Source organism: Shewanella algicola (assembly GCF_014648035.1).
GTDB classification, from domain to species: Bacteria; Pseudomonadota; Gammaproteobacteria; order Enterobacterales; family Shewanellaceae; genus Shewanella; species Shewanella algicola.
In genome coordinates this window covers 94,699-111,720 of the sequence record NZ_BMQI01000008.1, presented here as the reverse complement: position 1 = coordinate 111,720, position 17,022 = coordinate 94,699, and the positions used below count along the sequence as shown (strand labels likewise).

The window sequence follows — 17,022 nt, the reverse complement described above, 5'->3', positions numbered from 1 at the left end:
CGCTGGGGAAGAGAAGTTGCTAACAGCGTCGAAGGCTTTGATGGAGCCTGGAATACGGTTGTTTTAACGTATGATGAACGGGGACGTCAGAAGACTGTTTCTGAACCCAACTCGAGTCTTGTGACTAGCATAGATTACGATGTGTTGGGACGGCCTTATCTGGTAACCAGTCCAAATGGGAATGATGTCGAAAAGAGATGGTATGGCAACGAAACGCAGGAGATTAATGGTTTAGGGCAAATTGCTTACTCTTACCAAAATGCATTTGGAGAGTTAGTTAAAACGGTCGATGAACTCGGTAATACGGTCGAATTTGAGTACGACTCGTATGGGAACTTGCTTTCCTCTACAACGGTGGCCGATGGGAAGTCGAGTGTTATTAGCAATACCTATGATGACTGGGGGCGTAAGCTTAGTACTAACGACCCTATCAAAGGGCTCTGGCAGTATACCTATAATGCATTTGGTGAACTCTATACGCAGAAAACGGCTCGACAGCACCTGTTTACCTTTAGTTATGATGTATTAGGGCGCAAAATAAGAAGTTACGAGGCTTCGGAGGGGACGCTGTGCTGGAACTATGGTTCAACGGCACACGCAAGCAGCAAAGCCGTAGGCAAGCTGGTGTCGACGGCAAAATATGCCGCCACCTCTGTTGCGTGTAATACAACGTCATCGGCGTCGACCAAGAAAACATTTACCTATAATCAACTGTCATTGCCTGAGCAGACCAAAACTTATATCAATGGTCAGTGGTATACCCAGACTCAGTCCTATGACAGCTACAGCAGACCCAAAGTGACCACCTACCCTTCGGGTACCAGTAGCTTTGCCGTTGAATCTGTTTATAAGAGTAACGGCTACCTATATTTGCTGCGAAATAACCAAACCAAGGCAAAATTAAAGCAGATTGATGACATGGATGAACGTAATCATGTGTCAAAACTGAGTTACGGCAACAATGTCATTAGCACTATTGACTATGAAAGTGATACGGGGCGCTTTAGCAGTGTACAAATCACTCACAGTTCAAACCCAAATATTCACTATGCTGGGGTCACTTACGACTTAATCGGCAACGTAAAAACTAGGACTAGCAACTACTCTTCAAAAGTAGGCAGTGGTAGCAATTTTACTGAGTCGTACGCCTATGACGATTTAAATCGTTTGGAACGTCGTACCATCAGTTATCAGGACACTCTTGGTGCGCTACCTGGTAGCTTTAAGTCGACTCAAACTTATACGCTAGATGGCTGGGGTAACTTCAAATACAAGTCGGGAGCTGGTTACTACAAGTATGATGCGGTGAAAGTCCATAAGTTGCTGGGCGTCTACAGTGACTCATCGTTCACGCATGCACTTTATAGCTTTAGCTATGATGGAAATGGCAATATTACGTCAGACGGTAGTCGTAGCTTTACCTATGGCAGCTACGACAAAGCTACCAAGATAAGTAAAGGTAGCAACTCATCTACAATGTACTACGGTGTCGATAGAGAACTGTATTTCAAGACCGATAGTCGCGTAGAGCAAGGTAAAAGCACGACTTACCAAACAACTTATCTTGGTAACTATGAAAAGGTTGTTCGTAGTGGTGGGGCTGGTGCGCTAACTGAGCACAAGTACTATGTTGGTGGTGATATAGTTGTCACACACCGAAGTAATGGTAGCCAATCGTCCTATTATCTTCATAAAGACCATCAAGGGTCGGTTGTTGCGGTAACCGACCAAAATGGCAAGGTAGTGTCGCAAGCGATTTATGACCCATATGGCAAGCGACACAGCATTTATGTCGATAGTTTAATGGCCAACTTCACGATTCCTGAGCCGACAGAGCGCGGCTATACCGGTCATAAAGAGCTTAAAGGGCTGGATATCATTCACATGGGAGGGCGAATTTATGACCCAACCCTAGGTCGTTTCATGCAGGCCGATCCTTTCATCCAGGCGCCTAAGAATAGCCAGAACTATAACCGCTATAGTTATGTGTTGAATAACCCAATGAGCTATACCGACCCCAGTGGGTACTTTTTTGAAAAAATATTCAGAGAGTTTGGCCGGTTCATAGAAAAATATGGTCGTGTAATATTGGCAGCGATCATTACATATGCCACATACGGGGCAGCAACTGTTTGGGGATTGGGGCCTGTTGCTGCGGGGGCTGTTGCAGGAGCCGCGGGTGGTTATGTTGCTACCGGAACTTTGAGAGGGACATTTTACGGAGCTTTGTCGGGTGCAGTTTTCGGAGCTATTGGTGGAGAAATTCATGCTGCAGAAGATACTATCAACGCATGGTCTATCGAAGAGGAAATTTTTGCTCATGCCACAGCAGGTGGAGTATTGAGTACCGTTCAGGGAGGTGACTTTGGTCATGGGTTTATTAGTGCTGGTATTATGAAGGGCATTGGGAAAATTGAAACTTCTTCTACAATAGAGAGGGTATTAATTCAAACTATTGCAGGTGGGACAATTTCAAAGCTGACTGGTGGAAAGTTTGGTAATGGTGCAATAACCTCTGCTATTCAGTTTGTCGTTAACGAAATATCATTTTCAAATGTCAGTAAAGTAAAGGATGTTTTAGATAGTTTGCAAGATGAGCTTTATGATGACTTTCAAAAAATAAAAGAGTTAATGGTTGAGGCTAAATCATCAGATGAGATTATCAATTACTTAGAAGATAGAGAGTATATAGAGTTTGGGGAGTGGGATCGCCATCGAGGGTTAGATTTAACTAATGCAAAATCTAGTCAGGTTTTAGATTTTGAGTTAAGAGTTACTGATTCAATGGTGAATATCAGATCTACATGGGCTAGAACGACATTACAAAAAGTAGGTAATAAAATAGGAAAAATCATGGTAGATCAGTATAGCTTTAGTGGTCAGGTAAAAAATGCTGTATTTGATATGAACCCTAACAAGGTAGAAGGTTTTCTATATAAGCTAGCTGATGATGTTGCTTCGGCAACAGGAGGGTGATTGTGAAAAATGTACTATTAATCATGTTTTTAACCTTTTCTGGCCAAGCATGTTCTGAAGGTGTGAAAGAAAGGGGTGAAAAACACCAGCTGAGCACCGGGGAGTTTTTTTTGCCAAAAGCTAAGGTATTTTATGTCTGTAGTTTTGACGTGAAGAATACAGTAGGCTTTTATACGAAATCTAGTGCATATATATATAGTTATTTTTCTATGGAAGGTCTTGAGAGTCAAAAAAATTCTGTTTGGGAAGAACTATTGTCAGGTAAAGGTGAAAGTAGGTTGGCCAATATGATTATTCCAATTCCTGGTGTAATGGAAATAATTTACTCCACTGATAAATTTTTATATTTGTCACCTAAAGATGAAAAGTATTCTAGGCAGAGAGTGATACTAACTAAACATGAAGGCGGTATTCTTATTGGGCAAGAGTATTTAGGGCGAACATCAGGTGACTTGACTAACTGTATTGTTGCTAGTGAAGAAGATATATTAAGAGAAGTTGCTAACTTAATAAAACCTTATTAATAGTAGGCTAGGGAATCCCCAGATAATTTATTTTACAATCAATTAGTAGACACGCATGGTGCTGTTTGATCTAATCAATTTCGCCAAAAACAAACTAGAACAACACCATGCGTGACATTACATGAATTAGTTTCGACCAGATCTGACAGCCCCCGGCTTTCAGTGCTATCCCCAATTTATTGGGGCTTTTTCTTGTTTGAAACAGGGCAATGTGACCAGTAGTCTGAGCACTGCTTGCCAGTGAAGCGATCAGTGTCTGACAGCTGGGTGGGCAGTTTGGGGCAACGCCGTTACTAAGCTCAATAGTGTATGATGCTCCTTCCTATAACCTGATTTATGCTGTGTGGCCGAAGCGTATAGTGTTTGCCCACAGTTGGAGCGATTTGAGCCTCAGCTGCTACTGGTGTAATTGACCGATGCTAGTCTTGCCACTTGCTATGCAGCGTTGTCAGTGATTTTTAAAATATCCGGGTGTTGTAAAAGTACATGTCATAACCATGGCCTGAAAAAGGCTACTCTTATTTGTCAGTTTATGGTTATATTTTATGTCAGGTTATGGTTACATCTTTTGGCTAAGTGATTGAAAGCTGGAGGCAGCCTATGTCAGCTTATGCTTCCAGCGACAAACGCTTTGCTGACAAGGTAAACGAGATATTCTCACTCACTTGCGCGGGTAACGTCAAAGAGTTGAATTGAGCGCCATTTGATGCGCTAAAACGAACTTGATTGTTTTCTGCTTCAATTAATACCATTTCATAAACGGGATTAATTCTACTGTTGGCATGACTACAAATTGTTTGGATGCGGTTTTTGTTAGCTAAACTGAGAGTGAACATATTGATGGCCTTTTTGTGTTAGGTGAATTAATAATCTCACCGCTTTGATAAGCCGCAACCATAGTGTGATGTGATGTTGAATACAGATATTTTATCTAACCATAAAATGATATTGCCTCTTTTCACAAAATATCAAATTATGGTAATTTTTCTGCTAATTCTCTGATACTATTTGAAAGTGAAATTTATAACTTAGTTATTTCAACAAGATACAAGGAAAAATGATTTTTCGAAAAGAGTCGAGCAGTAAGCGTCCTCGAAAAGATACCTATCGGGGACGTTTAATGAAGTAGATGATAAACTGATTTAATGATCGGTATAAGTCAGAAAAAGCGCCTCTGTCACATCATTATCAAAGATTACTTCCAACCATCCGAGTTTTGATATTTCTTGTTCAGAGGCTGTGTTGTGTTCATATTCTCAAGTTTTGAGATTTTCAACGAATAAGCTTTGTCAATTTGGGCCTGCTCATCCTCAGTAACGGGCATGAGTGAGACACCACAGTAACGACATTTTTTAGCTTCTACTTTTATGTCTTCTGCACACTCTGGGCAAACACGACATTTTTGAATTGCCGATTTTGCGCGCTGCAGTTCGGCTTTAGCCTTATTCTTCGAAACGGCATTAATGGCTAAAAAAATGACGATGAACAATATAATCCAAAACAACATATAAAACCCCTTAAAAATATCAATGAATTACAAATAAAATAACATAAAAACTTACTATATCTGGTTGTTAATTATGTAGGTAAAACACCTTTTCATTAGAAATTGTTACGTGAAAGCCAAGTGACCGAACAAATGTTACGTTAGAGATTTGATTTTCAACGTGAGTGAATAATATTTCTGCATTACAAGAGCGGTCTACCTCATTAAGCTTAACATCCGTTAAGACCTCCCTATAAACGCCAGAATCCATGCAGTAAACTGAAAAACTGTTAATATGGTTATTTTTTTCTAAGAATACGTTTGCTGACTTCCATTTGGAAGATAAATGATATGTGAGCGAATCACCGCTTAATACAGCAAAGCTTTCGCTGAGCGTGTCATTGCTTATAACAGAATTTTGTACTGTGCAGTCAGTAACGACAAACACCATTGGTTCTGTTGTGGCCATCTTAGCCAGATAGTTAAACCCATGTTTAGGCTTAGGTTTAGAATGATAGTCGAGCAATAGCACTTTTATTTCATTATTAGACCACACAGACACCATTGTGAAAGGTAAAAATTCGATTGTTTTTCTTAAGGTGTTAAAAAAAGCAATCAAATCTTCATCTACAATCTCAGTGTTATAGCGTAAGTCTCGAATTGAAAGCTTGTGAAAGCTACAATCAACAAAAATAGGCACGTCAGTAGGTTCGATTGACACTGCTTTGTCACCGGCATTAATCGATTTTTTTGAATAAAAAAATTCAGGTATTGTGCCGATATTATTGTGCTGGAGTGATATTTCGGTCATAACATCGAACCCTTTATCTTCATAGTCTGATATGCGCCGAGCCAGCTCTAATTTAACGTTGTAGGCAGAGTGCCATAATTTTTTGTTATAAAAATGGCGCACCTTGCCTTTATTAACGATTGAACGTTGCAGACCATAAGTTTGCTGCCCGTCATGTTCAATCATTAAACGAATAAGATCTTTTGAGTCCGGGTGCTGCATGACGACTAGCTTTTCAATGTATTTATATGACTTCATACTTAAAACCCTACACCGAGCGTATCTGAGTTCCAAGCTTGCATTCCTTCATCATAAAACTCGGTTAGCAATTTGGTTTGCGGCGCTCCTGTCTTAGTTGTTTTTTCTGTCTGAATAGAATTTGAGTTGAATGGAATAACCACGCTACCCTGTTCTGCTTTAAACATTAGGTCTATTGTGCTCGGTTGCTTTGAACAACCTCGAAACTTGTAGCTGTTGATTGGCATGACTTTACGCATGGCTTTGGCTTTATTAAATTGACGGTCATGTAAATTGAGCAAAGTGGCCACTAACGCCAAATCACCACAGTTATTAAAGGCTGAAATGGTTTTGAGTCCACGACGTAAACATGAGGCTTTATAGAACATCAATTTTTTTGAGTTGGTTGTGTATGGATTGACGCCATTTAATCTATCGTTCGTGTTGGCCCACATCGCTTGCTTTGCCTCATCAGCAGACATCTGCGATAAGAAAGATTGGCCATTGTCTAAATCAATTATGCAGTACAGACCATGTAGATCACTTGGTTCAATTGATACGTCATGATTAATTTGTTGGTTTGCATGATCAATTACTAACGTGTCATTTTCGTACACAGCGTTTATCTGTATTTTCGAAATGGAAGTTTGGTCAATTAACAAGCCTGTCAAACCACTTAACGTGTGGCTAATTTCAAATTCAAAGCTAAATTTAGATTCGTTATATCTCGCTTCTAATTCAACTAATTGATTGTTTAACTCCAATCCAGAATCAACGTATGGCGCAACGGCATCAACAAGCGATGTAGGAATAACATCTTTCATCGTGTAAAACTCGTGACCAAATTGAAAGCGCGTGTTTAACGAATCATTCACCAGCTGCGCGATAGCATCGTGTTGTTGGGTGTCCAAAGGTTTTGCAAATGCATCAGCAAAGTTAGTTAGAGTAGCGTTTATTGTGTTCATGATTGATAATCCTAATATTCTGTTGATAATAATGCATATTTAGTTTCATTTGAGGCGGTAATCATGTTTCGCCAATCTTTAGCTGCACGCCGGTATAAAGCTACGCGGCGCATTTCTGAGCGCCAGACAGAGTTCCAAGGCGTATTACCCATATTCATTTCGATTTGATTTTGCGCGATGGCATCTAATTCTTCGATACTCATATACGCAACATGTACACTTCCATCCTTTAATACGCTTCGGCAATAACCACCAGAACAGGCACCTCTTACGTTGGGATCTAATGATAATGAAGTCACAAAATGCTCAACGTCATTCGTTGCCACCTGGACTTTGAATTGGTCCTTTTCGTATACCAATGTAGACATGGTGTTTTGAATAACGTTAAAGTTCGTTGCAATAGCTATTTCACCGCGATATCCAGGGTATAGCTTTAACGCCATTTCACCCGTTTCGACATAATGAGGGAGTACATAAGCAAGTTTTTTCTCCGGGTTAAGAGATAACCCTAAACGAGCTAAATTCAACAACAAGTCAAACACTGACCAGTCAGCGGCCATGGACAGCGGGTTTGCTGTTGATTGAGAGTTAAATATAATTTGATTTAAATAACTGATTTCTTCATTTAAATTAAATGAGCTATCAAAAGCTTGAGAGCTTAAGTAAGCAAAGTGTTGAGAGAAAACATGTTGGAATGGAATCGTGTTCATAGAAAGCCCCTTAGCAATATATAACTAATGTAATTCAGGTTTTATAACGGGCAACTACACATCGATAACCCAAGTAGAACGGCTTTTATCATGCCCATACCAATTGCCCGTCGTTAATGCTTCATTGAATTCTTCCAAATATTGAAACAGGTCTTCTTTCGACTCTTCCACTTTACGTTGAGAAAGTTCGAACGTTTCACAGTTGTCAGCATCCTTGTATTCTGTTGCAACAAATGCAAAGACGTTGACCGGTACTCCCGCCAGATTTGCCACGTAGCAGTAAAAAACCTGCTGCAAGTCATATCGCAAGTCTCTAACCTGATAACCAAATTTAGTTGGGTTGGTCGAAAGAGTGGTTTTTAAATCGACCGCAATAGCGTCATTGCGAAGCCAATCAAAACGTATTTTTAAAAGCAAACCCGTTTTCGGGCAGCGAGCGATAATAGAGAGTTCTGGATAGCCATCACTTAACAACCAGTCAGCTTTCGGGTGAGCACGTGTGCTTTTTTGAACCCTAAAAGCATCATCCCAAACGATATGGTCAATGACATGTGTCGCAATAAGCTTTTCCCAAATAGGTTGTGTTGGACTAATTTCTAAGATCGCATTTATTTTTGCTTCTCTGTTTAACGAGACATCGATGCCATAAAATTTCGCCATATCATCGAGTTCAACATCAGTACGAAGATAATTTTTATAGCGTTGATCTAAAAACTCGCAAATCATATTTTCGCGTAACTTTTCAAAAATCGGCAAAGTAGGGTCGCTTTCGTATAATCGTTCAATTAACACTGCTTTTGCACCAGATACAGGCAGACCACGGCTTGCTAGCGCATCTTTTAATTGAGGAATAGAGTCTATTAGTTCAATGTCAGGAAAGTCTTCAGGTACAGGATTTCTCATGTAGTTACCATGGAAATTATGGGGTTCCAATACAAGCATGTGTCCGTAAGTACCCGCATCAAAGGTGAATTCCTGTTGCTTGGTTCTAAGGCGACAAATATTTGAAAGATATTGACGATAGTAATGGTGACGGCCTTTAGCGAAAGTCTTAATGCCTGTTGAGCTGTGAGCATCTAAGGCATGATAAACCTCGTTAGGCATGTCGGTATAAATTCCTTCAAGCACTTCACCATGACTATTCAGGAAGTTTGGCTTGCCGTTATCGTCATACGCTGGCTGTATATAATCATGCCAAGAAGATGTTTGTGATTTCACCGCAGTATTCATAGCTAACCTCAGATTGCTTTATTTAATCAAATCATCCCACGGATCAATAAACTCGCAACTGCCATAAAATTCAATTGCTTAGTATGCGGTTGCGCGTTTTAGTTTGGGTGGGAGAATAGGTTTAAAAATTAGCGCGTACTGAATAGACGCTGAAAAAATCGGTGGATAGTAAAAATGTTGGTATATAGGTTCAATAAGTTAAGGGGGCGTCAATGATTAGATGTTTCATTTTCTTGCTGGTGGTCTGTTTTCAGTTACAAGCGTCCAGTGAAGATATTTATGAGTACAAAGCATTATCAGTGTCAGTGTATTTGAATGACGATGAAACCATGGATGAAGCGATTCGCAGAGCAGAATCAATGTTACAGATAAACGCTGTAACGATGACACCTAAATTTGTGAGTCACAATACTCATTACGATAGCCGAACAGACGAAATCGTAGAAAAAGGCTTGATAGCACAAGGGGCGAACGTGCGTGTTTTCAATGCCAAGCACTTACGAAGTGTTGAAGGTGATCGAATTATATTGAGAGTTACAGCAGATGTATCAGTAGATGTATCTGCAATGAAGGCCAAGCTTGGGAGTGAAAAGCGCGAAAGGTTACTGGAATCGACAATAAATGAACTATCAGATGAATACAAAAAATTATCGAGTGTGTTAGAGAAGATGAAACATAACATCACGTTAAGCAATCTTGATTCTATTGTTGTGACCGACTACTACGCGGCTTTAAATAACTCGATGAGTGTAATTGATGGTGACGTAATCAAGCAGCGTTTACGAGCTCATAAAGAAGGCACGACAAATCAGGCAAAGCTCAGTGCTGAAATTAAGGCCGCATATGAAATGTTTGTTTTCCCGTTTATGGCCAATCCGATTATTAATTACCAAGTTATTGATATCATTCCACATGATTACTCAGTTGCGGAGTTTAAGGTCCGGGTTAGCATAGATCGCAAAGGTGATATGACCGACGCTTGGTTTCCATCGGTTCAATCAAGAGAATCATTGAATCTGTGTCAAAAATTCTTTTACGGATGCGAAGCTTTTGAATTAAGTCATTCGCAAAAAAAGGCAGTTAAAGAGTTATTAAGGCCTAAATATTGTGGAGATTCGTTGTTTGAGTTTTTGCCTTATTACAGACCAGGAGCGAGAGCCTTTATCAATGACACTGATGACATCGAATGCGGTAGATCGGTTAAATATGCATATAAGAACATGGCGTTTTATCAAACGGGGTATACAAATAAAAAACCTATGGCAATGGTTCCAGATAACTCAGACGTTTTTACGACCGCCTTTAAAGAGCTTTCCAATACAGCATTTTGGTTAAGGATCAACATAGGCAGTGAAAAATTCAAACTTAATATAAGCAACATTTTAACTGAAGACATAACGCTATCTGCATACATGCCAGAAAAGGCTGTGGGGAATGGGGTGAAAGTGTCATTTAGTGTTGAGCGGGAGGAGTTCAATCCTAATACATACCAATGGAAAGATATGTCAGGGAAGCTTTTGCGGTACCAAAGCAGAGAAATTGAATTTTATTAATTTAAGGATTAACAATGAATAAATTAACACTTTTATGTATTGCTGTAATTATGACAGGTTGCGCCTCAGATCCAGTGGAAAAATATGTAGAACTCCAAAAGGACATGCAAGAAAAAGCGGTATCTGATGCTGAAGCAAAGTTAGATAGTGTGCCTGAGTGGTATTTAAATCCGCCTAAAAATGATGGCATGGGAATAGTGGGTGTTGGTGCGGCATCATCAAAAGATATGCATCACGCGTTGAAGAAGGCGCGTTTACAGGCAGAGTTTGAATTAGCGAAAAACTATCGACAAGAGCTTTCAGGCTCAGAGCGAATTTATGAACGTGAAAATGGCATGGGCACACTGGTGCAAACTAGCCAATTTCTAATCGATAAATTGGTGGATTCTGTACCTATTGTCGGTTACGACATGATAGATCAAAAAATCCAAGTGTTACCAGATGGTCAGTTTCAGGCTTATAGCTTGTTAAAGCTGCCATATGATGAATTTAATAAAGTGCTTCAAAGCATGAAGTTAGATTCACAAGATACACGTGAATCAGAGGCGTTTAATGACTTAGAACGTCGTTTAGAAGCTAAACGCAATCGTAAAGCTAAAGATGATGACCGAGACCATGAGCGAAAACTAGAGTTGATGCAACAGCAGAACATGATTTTATCGGATGTGACGGTGCCAGTGGCTCAAGCTACACAATCTTCAACTGTGCCGGTTGAGACGCCAAAAGCTGATATTAAATCAGCGTTGCTGGATATGGTTAATTAGCGATGATGTTTCGCAATCACTTAATTGTGACAGCTGCGGTGGCAATTTTCACAGTGAAATATGTGAACTTTGCCATGCCGTTGTGGGTGGTGTTGATTCTCATTTTTGGGGGTTCCTTATTACCTGATTTAGATCACCCTAGCTCAACAATAGGGAAGCGATTTCTCTTTATTTCGCTTCCACTTGCCGGATTGTTTGGACACAGACAGATAACGCACTCGGTATGGCCATTTGTATTAACAGCTTGGGCATTAAGCTATGATACGTGGGCCACGCCATTGGCTATGGCCTTTGGCATTGGGTATTTTTCGCATTTACTGGCAGATTTTATATCCGATAGCGGTATACCGCTATTCTGGCCACATCAGGGTCGGTTTGGCATAAAGCTTTGTACATCAGGTGGGTTGTTGGAACCCATAATCGCATTGGGCCTGCTATGGCTGGCCATAATATTCTAGGAATTCACATGAACAGTAAACAAGATGATTTTTTGGCAGAGGTACTACTCGCTAAAAAGGTTAACTCTGAAATACCTGAAATTATATCGGCTGAAGTATTTGAAAAAATAACAACTCAAGAGCTAATTAATATCATTAATGAGTTTAGTTTTTCAAATGCCAAGCAATCACTATCACCAGATGACGCTATGTTTAGTATCGAGATTGATGTTGGTAGAGTGTTGTTTTTTAGTAACAACACCTGGTCTGCAAAAAGTGCGGAAGATTTTTTCTGCGTCATGGCAACATTGCCGATTGGGTTTGATTTAGATTTTATCTCAAAGTTTAACCAAAACACAAAAATTGGTCGCCTTTATACAATTGACTCAAGCTCACAAACCTCAGTGTATCGGGTCGATATTCATATGAGTGGTGGAGTTACAAAAAGACACATCTACTACATGATTAATACATTCATTCAGTGCTACAAACATATATTTTCCGGGCTTATCTCAAACGAGGGAGTGTATGAACACTAAATTGATCAAATCATCGATAGTGATAGCTGGAATTATCCTCATAGGGTTAGCTGCCAGCTACTTCATGAAAGCAGCTGAAGGCCATAAGGCTGAATTAAGGCTGAAAGCTACTGGTGAATGGGTTGCTGCAGAAGGTTTTTGCAATGACAAGATGAAAGGAATAGAAGGTATCGATATAACAGATCAATACCTACTTAAGAACGGTAAGCGGTCTGAGGTAACTCAAATTGAAATTGTGGCCCAAGAAGTTAAATTAGAGCTTTGTAACCAAGGGCAGATTGAATATGAGTTTGAATTTACACTATTACCTGCAAACGAATCGTTTCTTCATGGTTCATTAGGTTCGTTCGAAGTCATTAAGTCAGTAAACGACTCAATCGTATATTTTAAAATGAACCAAGACTTTAAAAAACAGTACGAAAACTTTAAAGAAAAGGGTGCCGAGTAGGGTGGTTGCCGGTTTAAAGTCCAGTGAGAAAATGTTTCTATCAACCGCAGATAGGGAACGCAAAAATGGAAATAGTATTAGACACAGACATCCAAAACACAGAAAAAGAATGCTCTACGCATAATGTGTTGTGCACATTGCCTGTATATCGAGGCCAACGCTATACACGACTTAGGGCCAGAGAATTAAAATCAATAAGATCTCATTCAAAAGCTACACGCATTCAAAAGAATTTAGCTGCAGCAGAGCTGGCTCGCAGAAATTATATCGATAGTGAAGTATTAGGGGTGACATTTGATATTACGCTTCACGCGATCGATAGACTTAGTACGCTTTACATGCATAAATTTATAAATGAATTTGATGGAGAGCATGGTATTAGCAGTTGGTGTAATCAGTTGGTTAAAGAAGCTTTAATAGCTAATCCTGATGCAATACATCTGAATGAATGTGTTATTAATCACAATGGAATATCGTTTACATTTCGTTCAAATGACTATGTGAAAAATTCCTTAGTGCTGATCACGATAAGTTAAAACGAAGTCACCACAAATAGACGTCGAATGGGTAAGAGTTGATTAGCACAATGAATCCGTTTGCATGGGAATTAAGCATGTGAAGCGTTACATATTTGGGGTTGGAATTTATTTTTAGAAGAGGAATGCTTGAGTATGGCAAAATTCTTAAACACTAGCGCGACCAATTATTATTTGGAAGAATTAATTAAAAATGCATCCGACAGACTCATTTTAATCAGTCCCTATTTAAAGTTAAATGATCGTATTAAAGAGCTACTAGAAGATAAGAACAGATTAAAAATTGATGTGAGGATTGTGTATGGTAAAAGTGAGCTGCAACCGAGTGAAATAAGTTGGTTAAATGAGCTTTCTTTTGTTCGAACAAGTTTTTGCAAGAACCTTCACGCTAAGTGTTATTTAAACGAAAATTCTTGCATTATTACTAGCTTGAACCTTTATGAGTTTAGTCAGGTCAATAACAATGAAATGGGTATTCACATTTCTAGAATAGATGACTGTGATATGTACCGAGACACATTTGAAGAAGCCCAGCGGATAATCAGAATTAGTGATGAAGTAAGAGTGACATTAGAAAAAATAATCATACCTAATTCCAAAAAAGAAACTCAAGAGTTAACCGGGAAACAAGAAAAGGTGACTTCATCTAAGCTGGCTAAGACGCTCAAATTAAGCACTTCAGAGCTTCTTGATAAACTTATAAAGATTGGGTATGTAGCCGAAGTGGACCAAAAGCAAGTGCTGACGCAGAAGGGTGTTGAAATGGGTGGGGAGGCCAAAACAGGCCGGTTTGGAGATTACTTTATTTGGCCTGAAGATATAATTATATAAAGCTGCTATGAGAGTGATAGTAAAAAAAATGAAATGGAGCTTGGCTTATAAGTGGCGACTCGAACGGTTAAGAGTTGAAAAGCGAATGTGGGATGAAGGTTCTGCTGCATCACGCTAGGCACTTACTGCCTCTACATATTTATAAAAACCGACATTATGTCGGTTTTTTGTTTTTTAATTAGCTTTATTCTATGGTTTTTCACTATCGCGTTAATGTGCGTTTATATAATAGTTTGATAATTCTTAATAATGTTTGATCATTTATATAATAGTTTGATATTTTTTGGCTCTTTTGGTGAATGTGCGGATTAAGAGTTAGCACATTTTTGCCCCAAAGCCATTTAGCAAATAAACCTATAAACATATCGGTGGATCATTTTTTCCATATATTTTCTCATGTGAAAGGTTGCCATCTCTGTATCAGTGAAACGAAATCTAAATTGTCTTTTTACTGGGAATTCCAGATATGCATTTATTCTAATGATTAAATTTTTTCACCGACTAAACTTAGTAAGGGCAATCTTGTTGTTATTAAGGAGGTGCGTTATGTTGACGCAAACAGGCCACTCAACAGGACAGAAAAAACCATTCAAACTGGAAGATATCTGGAGAATTAGGACAAGATTAGAAATCGAAAAAAATATTAAAGAGCTCGCTTTGTTAAATCTAGCGATAGATTGTAAGTTACGCTCTTGTGATTTACTTAGAATGAAAGTTAGAGATATTAGCAGTGGTGGCGTAATCCATACACGTGTCATTTACAGGCAGAGTAAAACTGACCGCGATGTTCAATTTGAAATCACTTCTCGAACAGCCCAATCTCTGTCTAAATGGATTAATGAAAAGGTACTTACCCCAGCAGATTATATATTTCCAAGCCCTAGAAAGAGCGGTTATCCAATGAGTTACAGCTACTACTCTAGTATTATTCATCGATGGGCAAGAGAGTTAGGGTATGACGAATACCGTTATGGCACTCACTCCATGAGAAGAACTAAGGCAACATTAATTTATGCAAAAACTAAAAATATACGAGCAGTACAGCTACTACTTGGCCACGTTAAGTTAGATAATACCATCCGCTATTTGGGTGTAGAGTTAGAAGACGCTTTAAATATTTCAGAGGATACTGATTCATAAAAGTAACTTGTGTAAATTTGTAAAAACAAGTATTTTAATTCCGTAAAAGCAAGTATTACAATTTCGTAAAAACAAGTTTTTAATGTATCAAATAAAACTATTTATAAGAAGTATTCAGGCATGGCAAAGACTGGCAATGAAAAATTAGTGGATGCACTGAGAGAAGCGGCGACGATAAGAGCTGGAAATATCGTCAATAGTCGTAACCTTAAACCAACGTCGCGAACGCTTTTGGTCAGCGAAGGTTATCTAAAACCAATTATTCGTGGATGGTACCTGTTCGACGCCGACGTCTCAGTGGTGAAAACAGGAGAATCCGCTTTATGGTATCAATCAATTTGGCAGTTTATTGGACAATATTTAAATGAGTCATACGGTGATGACTACTGGCTAAATCCCGAGGCTTCTATAGATATCCACACTGCCAACAATTCTTTGCCAAGACAATTGGTCGTGTTTACTAGTCAAGGAAAGACAAGGAACATTCTTTTACCGAATGATATGAGTTTGATGGTCATTAAAACCTCAGAAAAGCCGAGTGAAATTATGGAACTTAATGGCGTGCAGGTTCTAAAGCTAGAGTTTGCACTCGCAGGTCTGGCACCAAGTATATATCGTTCAAACCCGCTGGCCGTACAAATTGCACTCGGTCAATCTGATGTTAATACTGTGGCAAGTAGTTTGCTTATTACTAAAAATGTTCAATCGGCTAACCGCTTGGTTGGGGCCTACCTAGAAATTGGGCGTAAAGCTGATTCTCGAAATTTGACAAGTATGATTGATGCTGTTGGTTTAGGTCCGCTTAAAGGTGAGAACCCATTTGAAATACCAGTGGTTAAGATTGGTAATAAACGTCAAGAATCAGCGGCAGCAGTACGTGTAAAATTACTTTGGCAAAAGCTCCGTGGCGATGTTGAAGCAATATTTAACGACCATGTTGTTTTTGATTTTTTTCAACGATCACTTGATGATTTACTTGATGCTGTGGATAAGGTATACGTTTCTGATGCTTATCACTCTCTATCAATTGAAGGGTATGTTGTTACGGAAGATCTGATTAATCGTGTCGCGAGCGGAAAGTGGGATGTCAATCAAATTGAATCGGACAAACAACAAAAGGACGCACTGGCTGCAAGAGGCTACTATGAAGCGTTTCAAGCGCTACGTGGGTTGATTAAAGAGGCGCATTATGAAGGTGCAACTAATTTGGATCTTGCCTATTTGCTTGATGTCAGCATCACGCAGATATATACATCGTTATTTAAGCCTTGTGTTAGTGCCGGTATCATTAAAGATCAAGATTTAGCTGGCTATCGTAAAGGCCCAATCATGATCAGAACATCAAGGCATATTCCACCACAGAGCGAGCAGCTTATGGACTGCATGGCAGCCTTAAAAGATCTCATTGTGAATGAACCTAATTTTGCAATTAAAGCTGTACTTGGGCATTTCTTTTTGGGTTATATTCATCCCTTCCCGGATGGAAATGGCAGGACGAGTCGATTTTTGATGAATTTTATGTTTCTGCTAGGTGGTTATAATTGGGTAGTAGTACCCGTTACAGAACGCACAACCTACCTTGATGGATTAGAACAAGCATCCATTGATGGTAACGTTATTCCATTTGCTAAGTTCATACATAAAATCATGCCAGTTTAAGCATATTTAAATTAGAGTCGGTAAAGAATAACAGGCTCGGCGCTGTCCACCGTTAAGTCAGTTGTTCATAATTGACTCAACTTTTGACCCAAACGTTTTTAGAGTAATGGCATCGCAACAATCTTAATGCTTATTGTTTGCCTTAATTTCTCTTCTACCTCGTAAGGTATTTCGAAGTATAAGTAAGTGCGAGCAGT

The 17,022-nt window shown here is 39.2% G+C and carries 17 protein-coding genes; 11 read left to right on the top strand and 6 right to left on the bottom strand.

Going from position 1 to position 17,022, the window contains the following annotated elements; genetic code table 11:
• The coding region (locus tag IEY42_RS05435; protein WP_229779930.1) for an RHS repeat domain-containing protein at positions 1-2,976 on the top strand (2,976 nt) is incomplete at its 5' end.
• Between the two features lie 2 nt (positions 2,977-2,978).
• A complete protein-coding gene (locus IEY42_RS05430) occupies positions 2,979-3,500 on the top strand; it encodes a hypothetical protein (protein ID WP_188924299.1) in 522 nt (173 codons plus the stop codon).
• Positions 3,501-4,108: 608 nt separating this feature from the next.
• Here the strand turns inward: IEY42_RS05430 and IEY42_RS05425 are convergent.
• The 6 genes from IEY42_RS05425 to IEY42_RS05400 all read right to left on the bottom strand — a co-directional run bounded on the left by IEY42_RS05425 (position 4,109) and on the right by IEY42_RS05400 (position 8,918).
• Complete coding sequence (locus tag IEY42_RS05425) at positions 4,109-4,336, bottom strand: hypothetical protein (RefSeq protein ID WP_188924298.1); 228 nt, start codon at positions 4,334-4,336, stop codon at positions 4,109-4,111.
• Between the two features lie 359 nt (positions 4,337-4,695).
• Entirely contained in the window at positions 4,696-5,007 is a 312-nt protein-coding gene (locus IEY42_RS05420; protein ID WP_188924297.1) for a hypothetical protein, read from the bottom strand.
• 67 nt (positions 5,008-5,074) lie between these two features.
• Positions 5,075-6,070 (bottom strand): hypothetical protein, encoded by a 996-nt coding sequence (locus tag IEY42_RS05415; RefSeq protein WP_188924296.1) that lies wholly within the window; start codon positions 6,068-6,070, stop codon positions 5,075-5,077.
• The gene (locus tag IEY42_RS05410; RefSeq protein WP_188924295.1) at positions 6,037-6,978 is read right to left on the bottom strand and encodes a hypothetical protein; all 942 of its coding nucleotides are present in this window, start codon (positions 6,976-6,978) and stop codon (positions 6,037-6,039) included. Before IEY42_RS05410 ends, IEY42_RS05415 begins: the two co-directional genes overlap by 34 nt.
• A gap of 11 nt (positions 6,979-6,989) precedes the next feature.
• Complete coding sequence (locus tag IEY42_RS05405) at positions 6,990-7,688, bottom strand: recombinase RecT (protein WP_188924294.1); 699 nt, start codon at positions 7,686-7,688, stop codon at positions 6,990-6,992.
• A 54-nt stretch (positions 7,689-7,742) separates the two neighbouring features.
• Positions 7,743-8,918 carry a PD-(D/E)XK nuclease-like domain-containing protein gene (locus IEY42_RS05400; protein ID WP_188924293.1) on the bottom strand — a complete coding sequence of 392 codons (1,176 nt, stop codon included), beginning with the start codon at positions 8,916-8,918 and terminating at the stop codon, positions 7,743-7,745.
• A 212-nt stretch (positions 8,919-9,130) separates the two neighbouring features.
• Here IEY42_RS05400 and IEY42_RS05395 point away from each other — a divergent pair, with 212 nt between their 5' ends.
• From IEY42_RS05395 to IEY42_RS05355, 9 genes are all read left to right on the top strand, one after another.
• Positions 9,131-10,471 carry a hypothetical protein gene (locus IEY42_RS05395; protein WP_188924292.1) on the top strand — a complete coding sequence of 447 codons (1,341 nt, stop codon included), beginning with the start codon at positions 9,131-9,133 and terminating at the stop codon, positions 10,469-10,471.
• Positions 10,472-10,485: 14 nt separating this feature from the next.
• Entirely contained in the window at positions 10,486-11,235 is a 750-nt protein-coding gene (locus IEY42_RS05390; protein WP_182771274.1) for a hypothetical protein, read from the top strand.
• A gap of 2 nt (positions 11,236-11,237) precedes the next feature.
• On the top strand, positions 11,238-11,693 hold the full coding sequence (locus IEY42_RS05385) for a metal-dependent hydrolase (RefSeq protein ID WP_188924291.1): 456 nt from the start codon (positions 11,238-11,240) through the stop codon (positions 11,691-11,693).
• A gap of 8 nt (positions 11,694-11,701) precedes the next feature.
• Positions 11,702-12,211 carry a hypothetical protein gene (locus IEY42_RS05380; RefSeq protein ID WP_188924290.1) on the top strand — a complete coding sequence of 170 codons (510 nt, stop codon included), beginning with the start codon at positions 11,702-11,704 and terminating at the stop codon, positions 12,209-12,211.
• The gene (locus tag IEY42_RS05375; RefSeq protein ID WP_188924289.1) at positions 12,201-12,659 is read left to right on the top strand and encodes a hypothetical protein; all 459 of its coding nucleotides are present in this window, start codon (positions 12,201-12,203) and stop codon (positions 12,657-12,659) included. Before IEY42_RS05380 ends, IEY42_RS05375 begins: the two co-directional genes overlap by 11 nt.
• A 65-nt stretch (positions 12,660-12,724) precedes the next feature.
• Positions 12,725-13,195, top strand: a complete 471-nt coding sequence (locus IEY42_RS05370) for a hypothetical protein (RefSeq protein ID WP_182771278.1) — start codon at positions 12,725-12,727, stop codon at positions 13,193-13,195.
• Between the two features lie 135 nt (positions 13,196-13,330).
• Positions 13,331-14,026, top strand: a complete 696-nt coding sequence (locus IEY42_RS05365; protein WP_188924288.1) for a phospholipase D family protein — start codon at positions 13,331-13,333, stop codon at positions 14,024-14,026.
• Between the two features lie 546 nt (positions 14,027-14,572).
• The gene (locus IEY42_RS05360; protein ID WP_124014335.1) at positions 14,573-15,166 is read left to right on the top strand and encodes a tyrosine-type recombinase/integrase; all 594 of its coding nucleotides are present in this window, start codon (positions 14,573-14,575) and stop codon (positions 15,164-15,166) included.
• A gap of 120 nt (positions 15,167-15,286) precedes the next feature.
• Entirely contained in the window at positions 15,287-16,825 is a 1,539-nt protein-coding gene (locus IEY42_RS05355) for a Fic family protein (RefSeq protein WP_188924287.1), read from the top strand.
• The last annotated feature ends 197 nt before the right edge of the window (positions 16,826-17,022 follow it).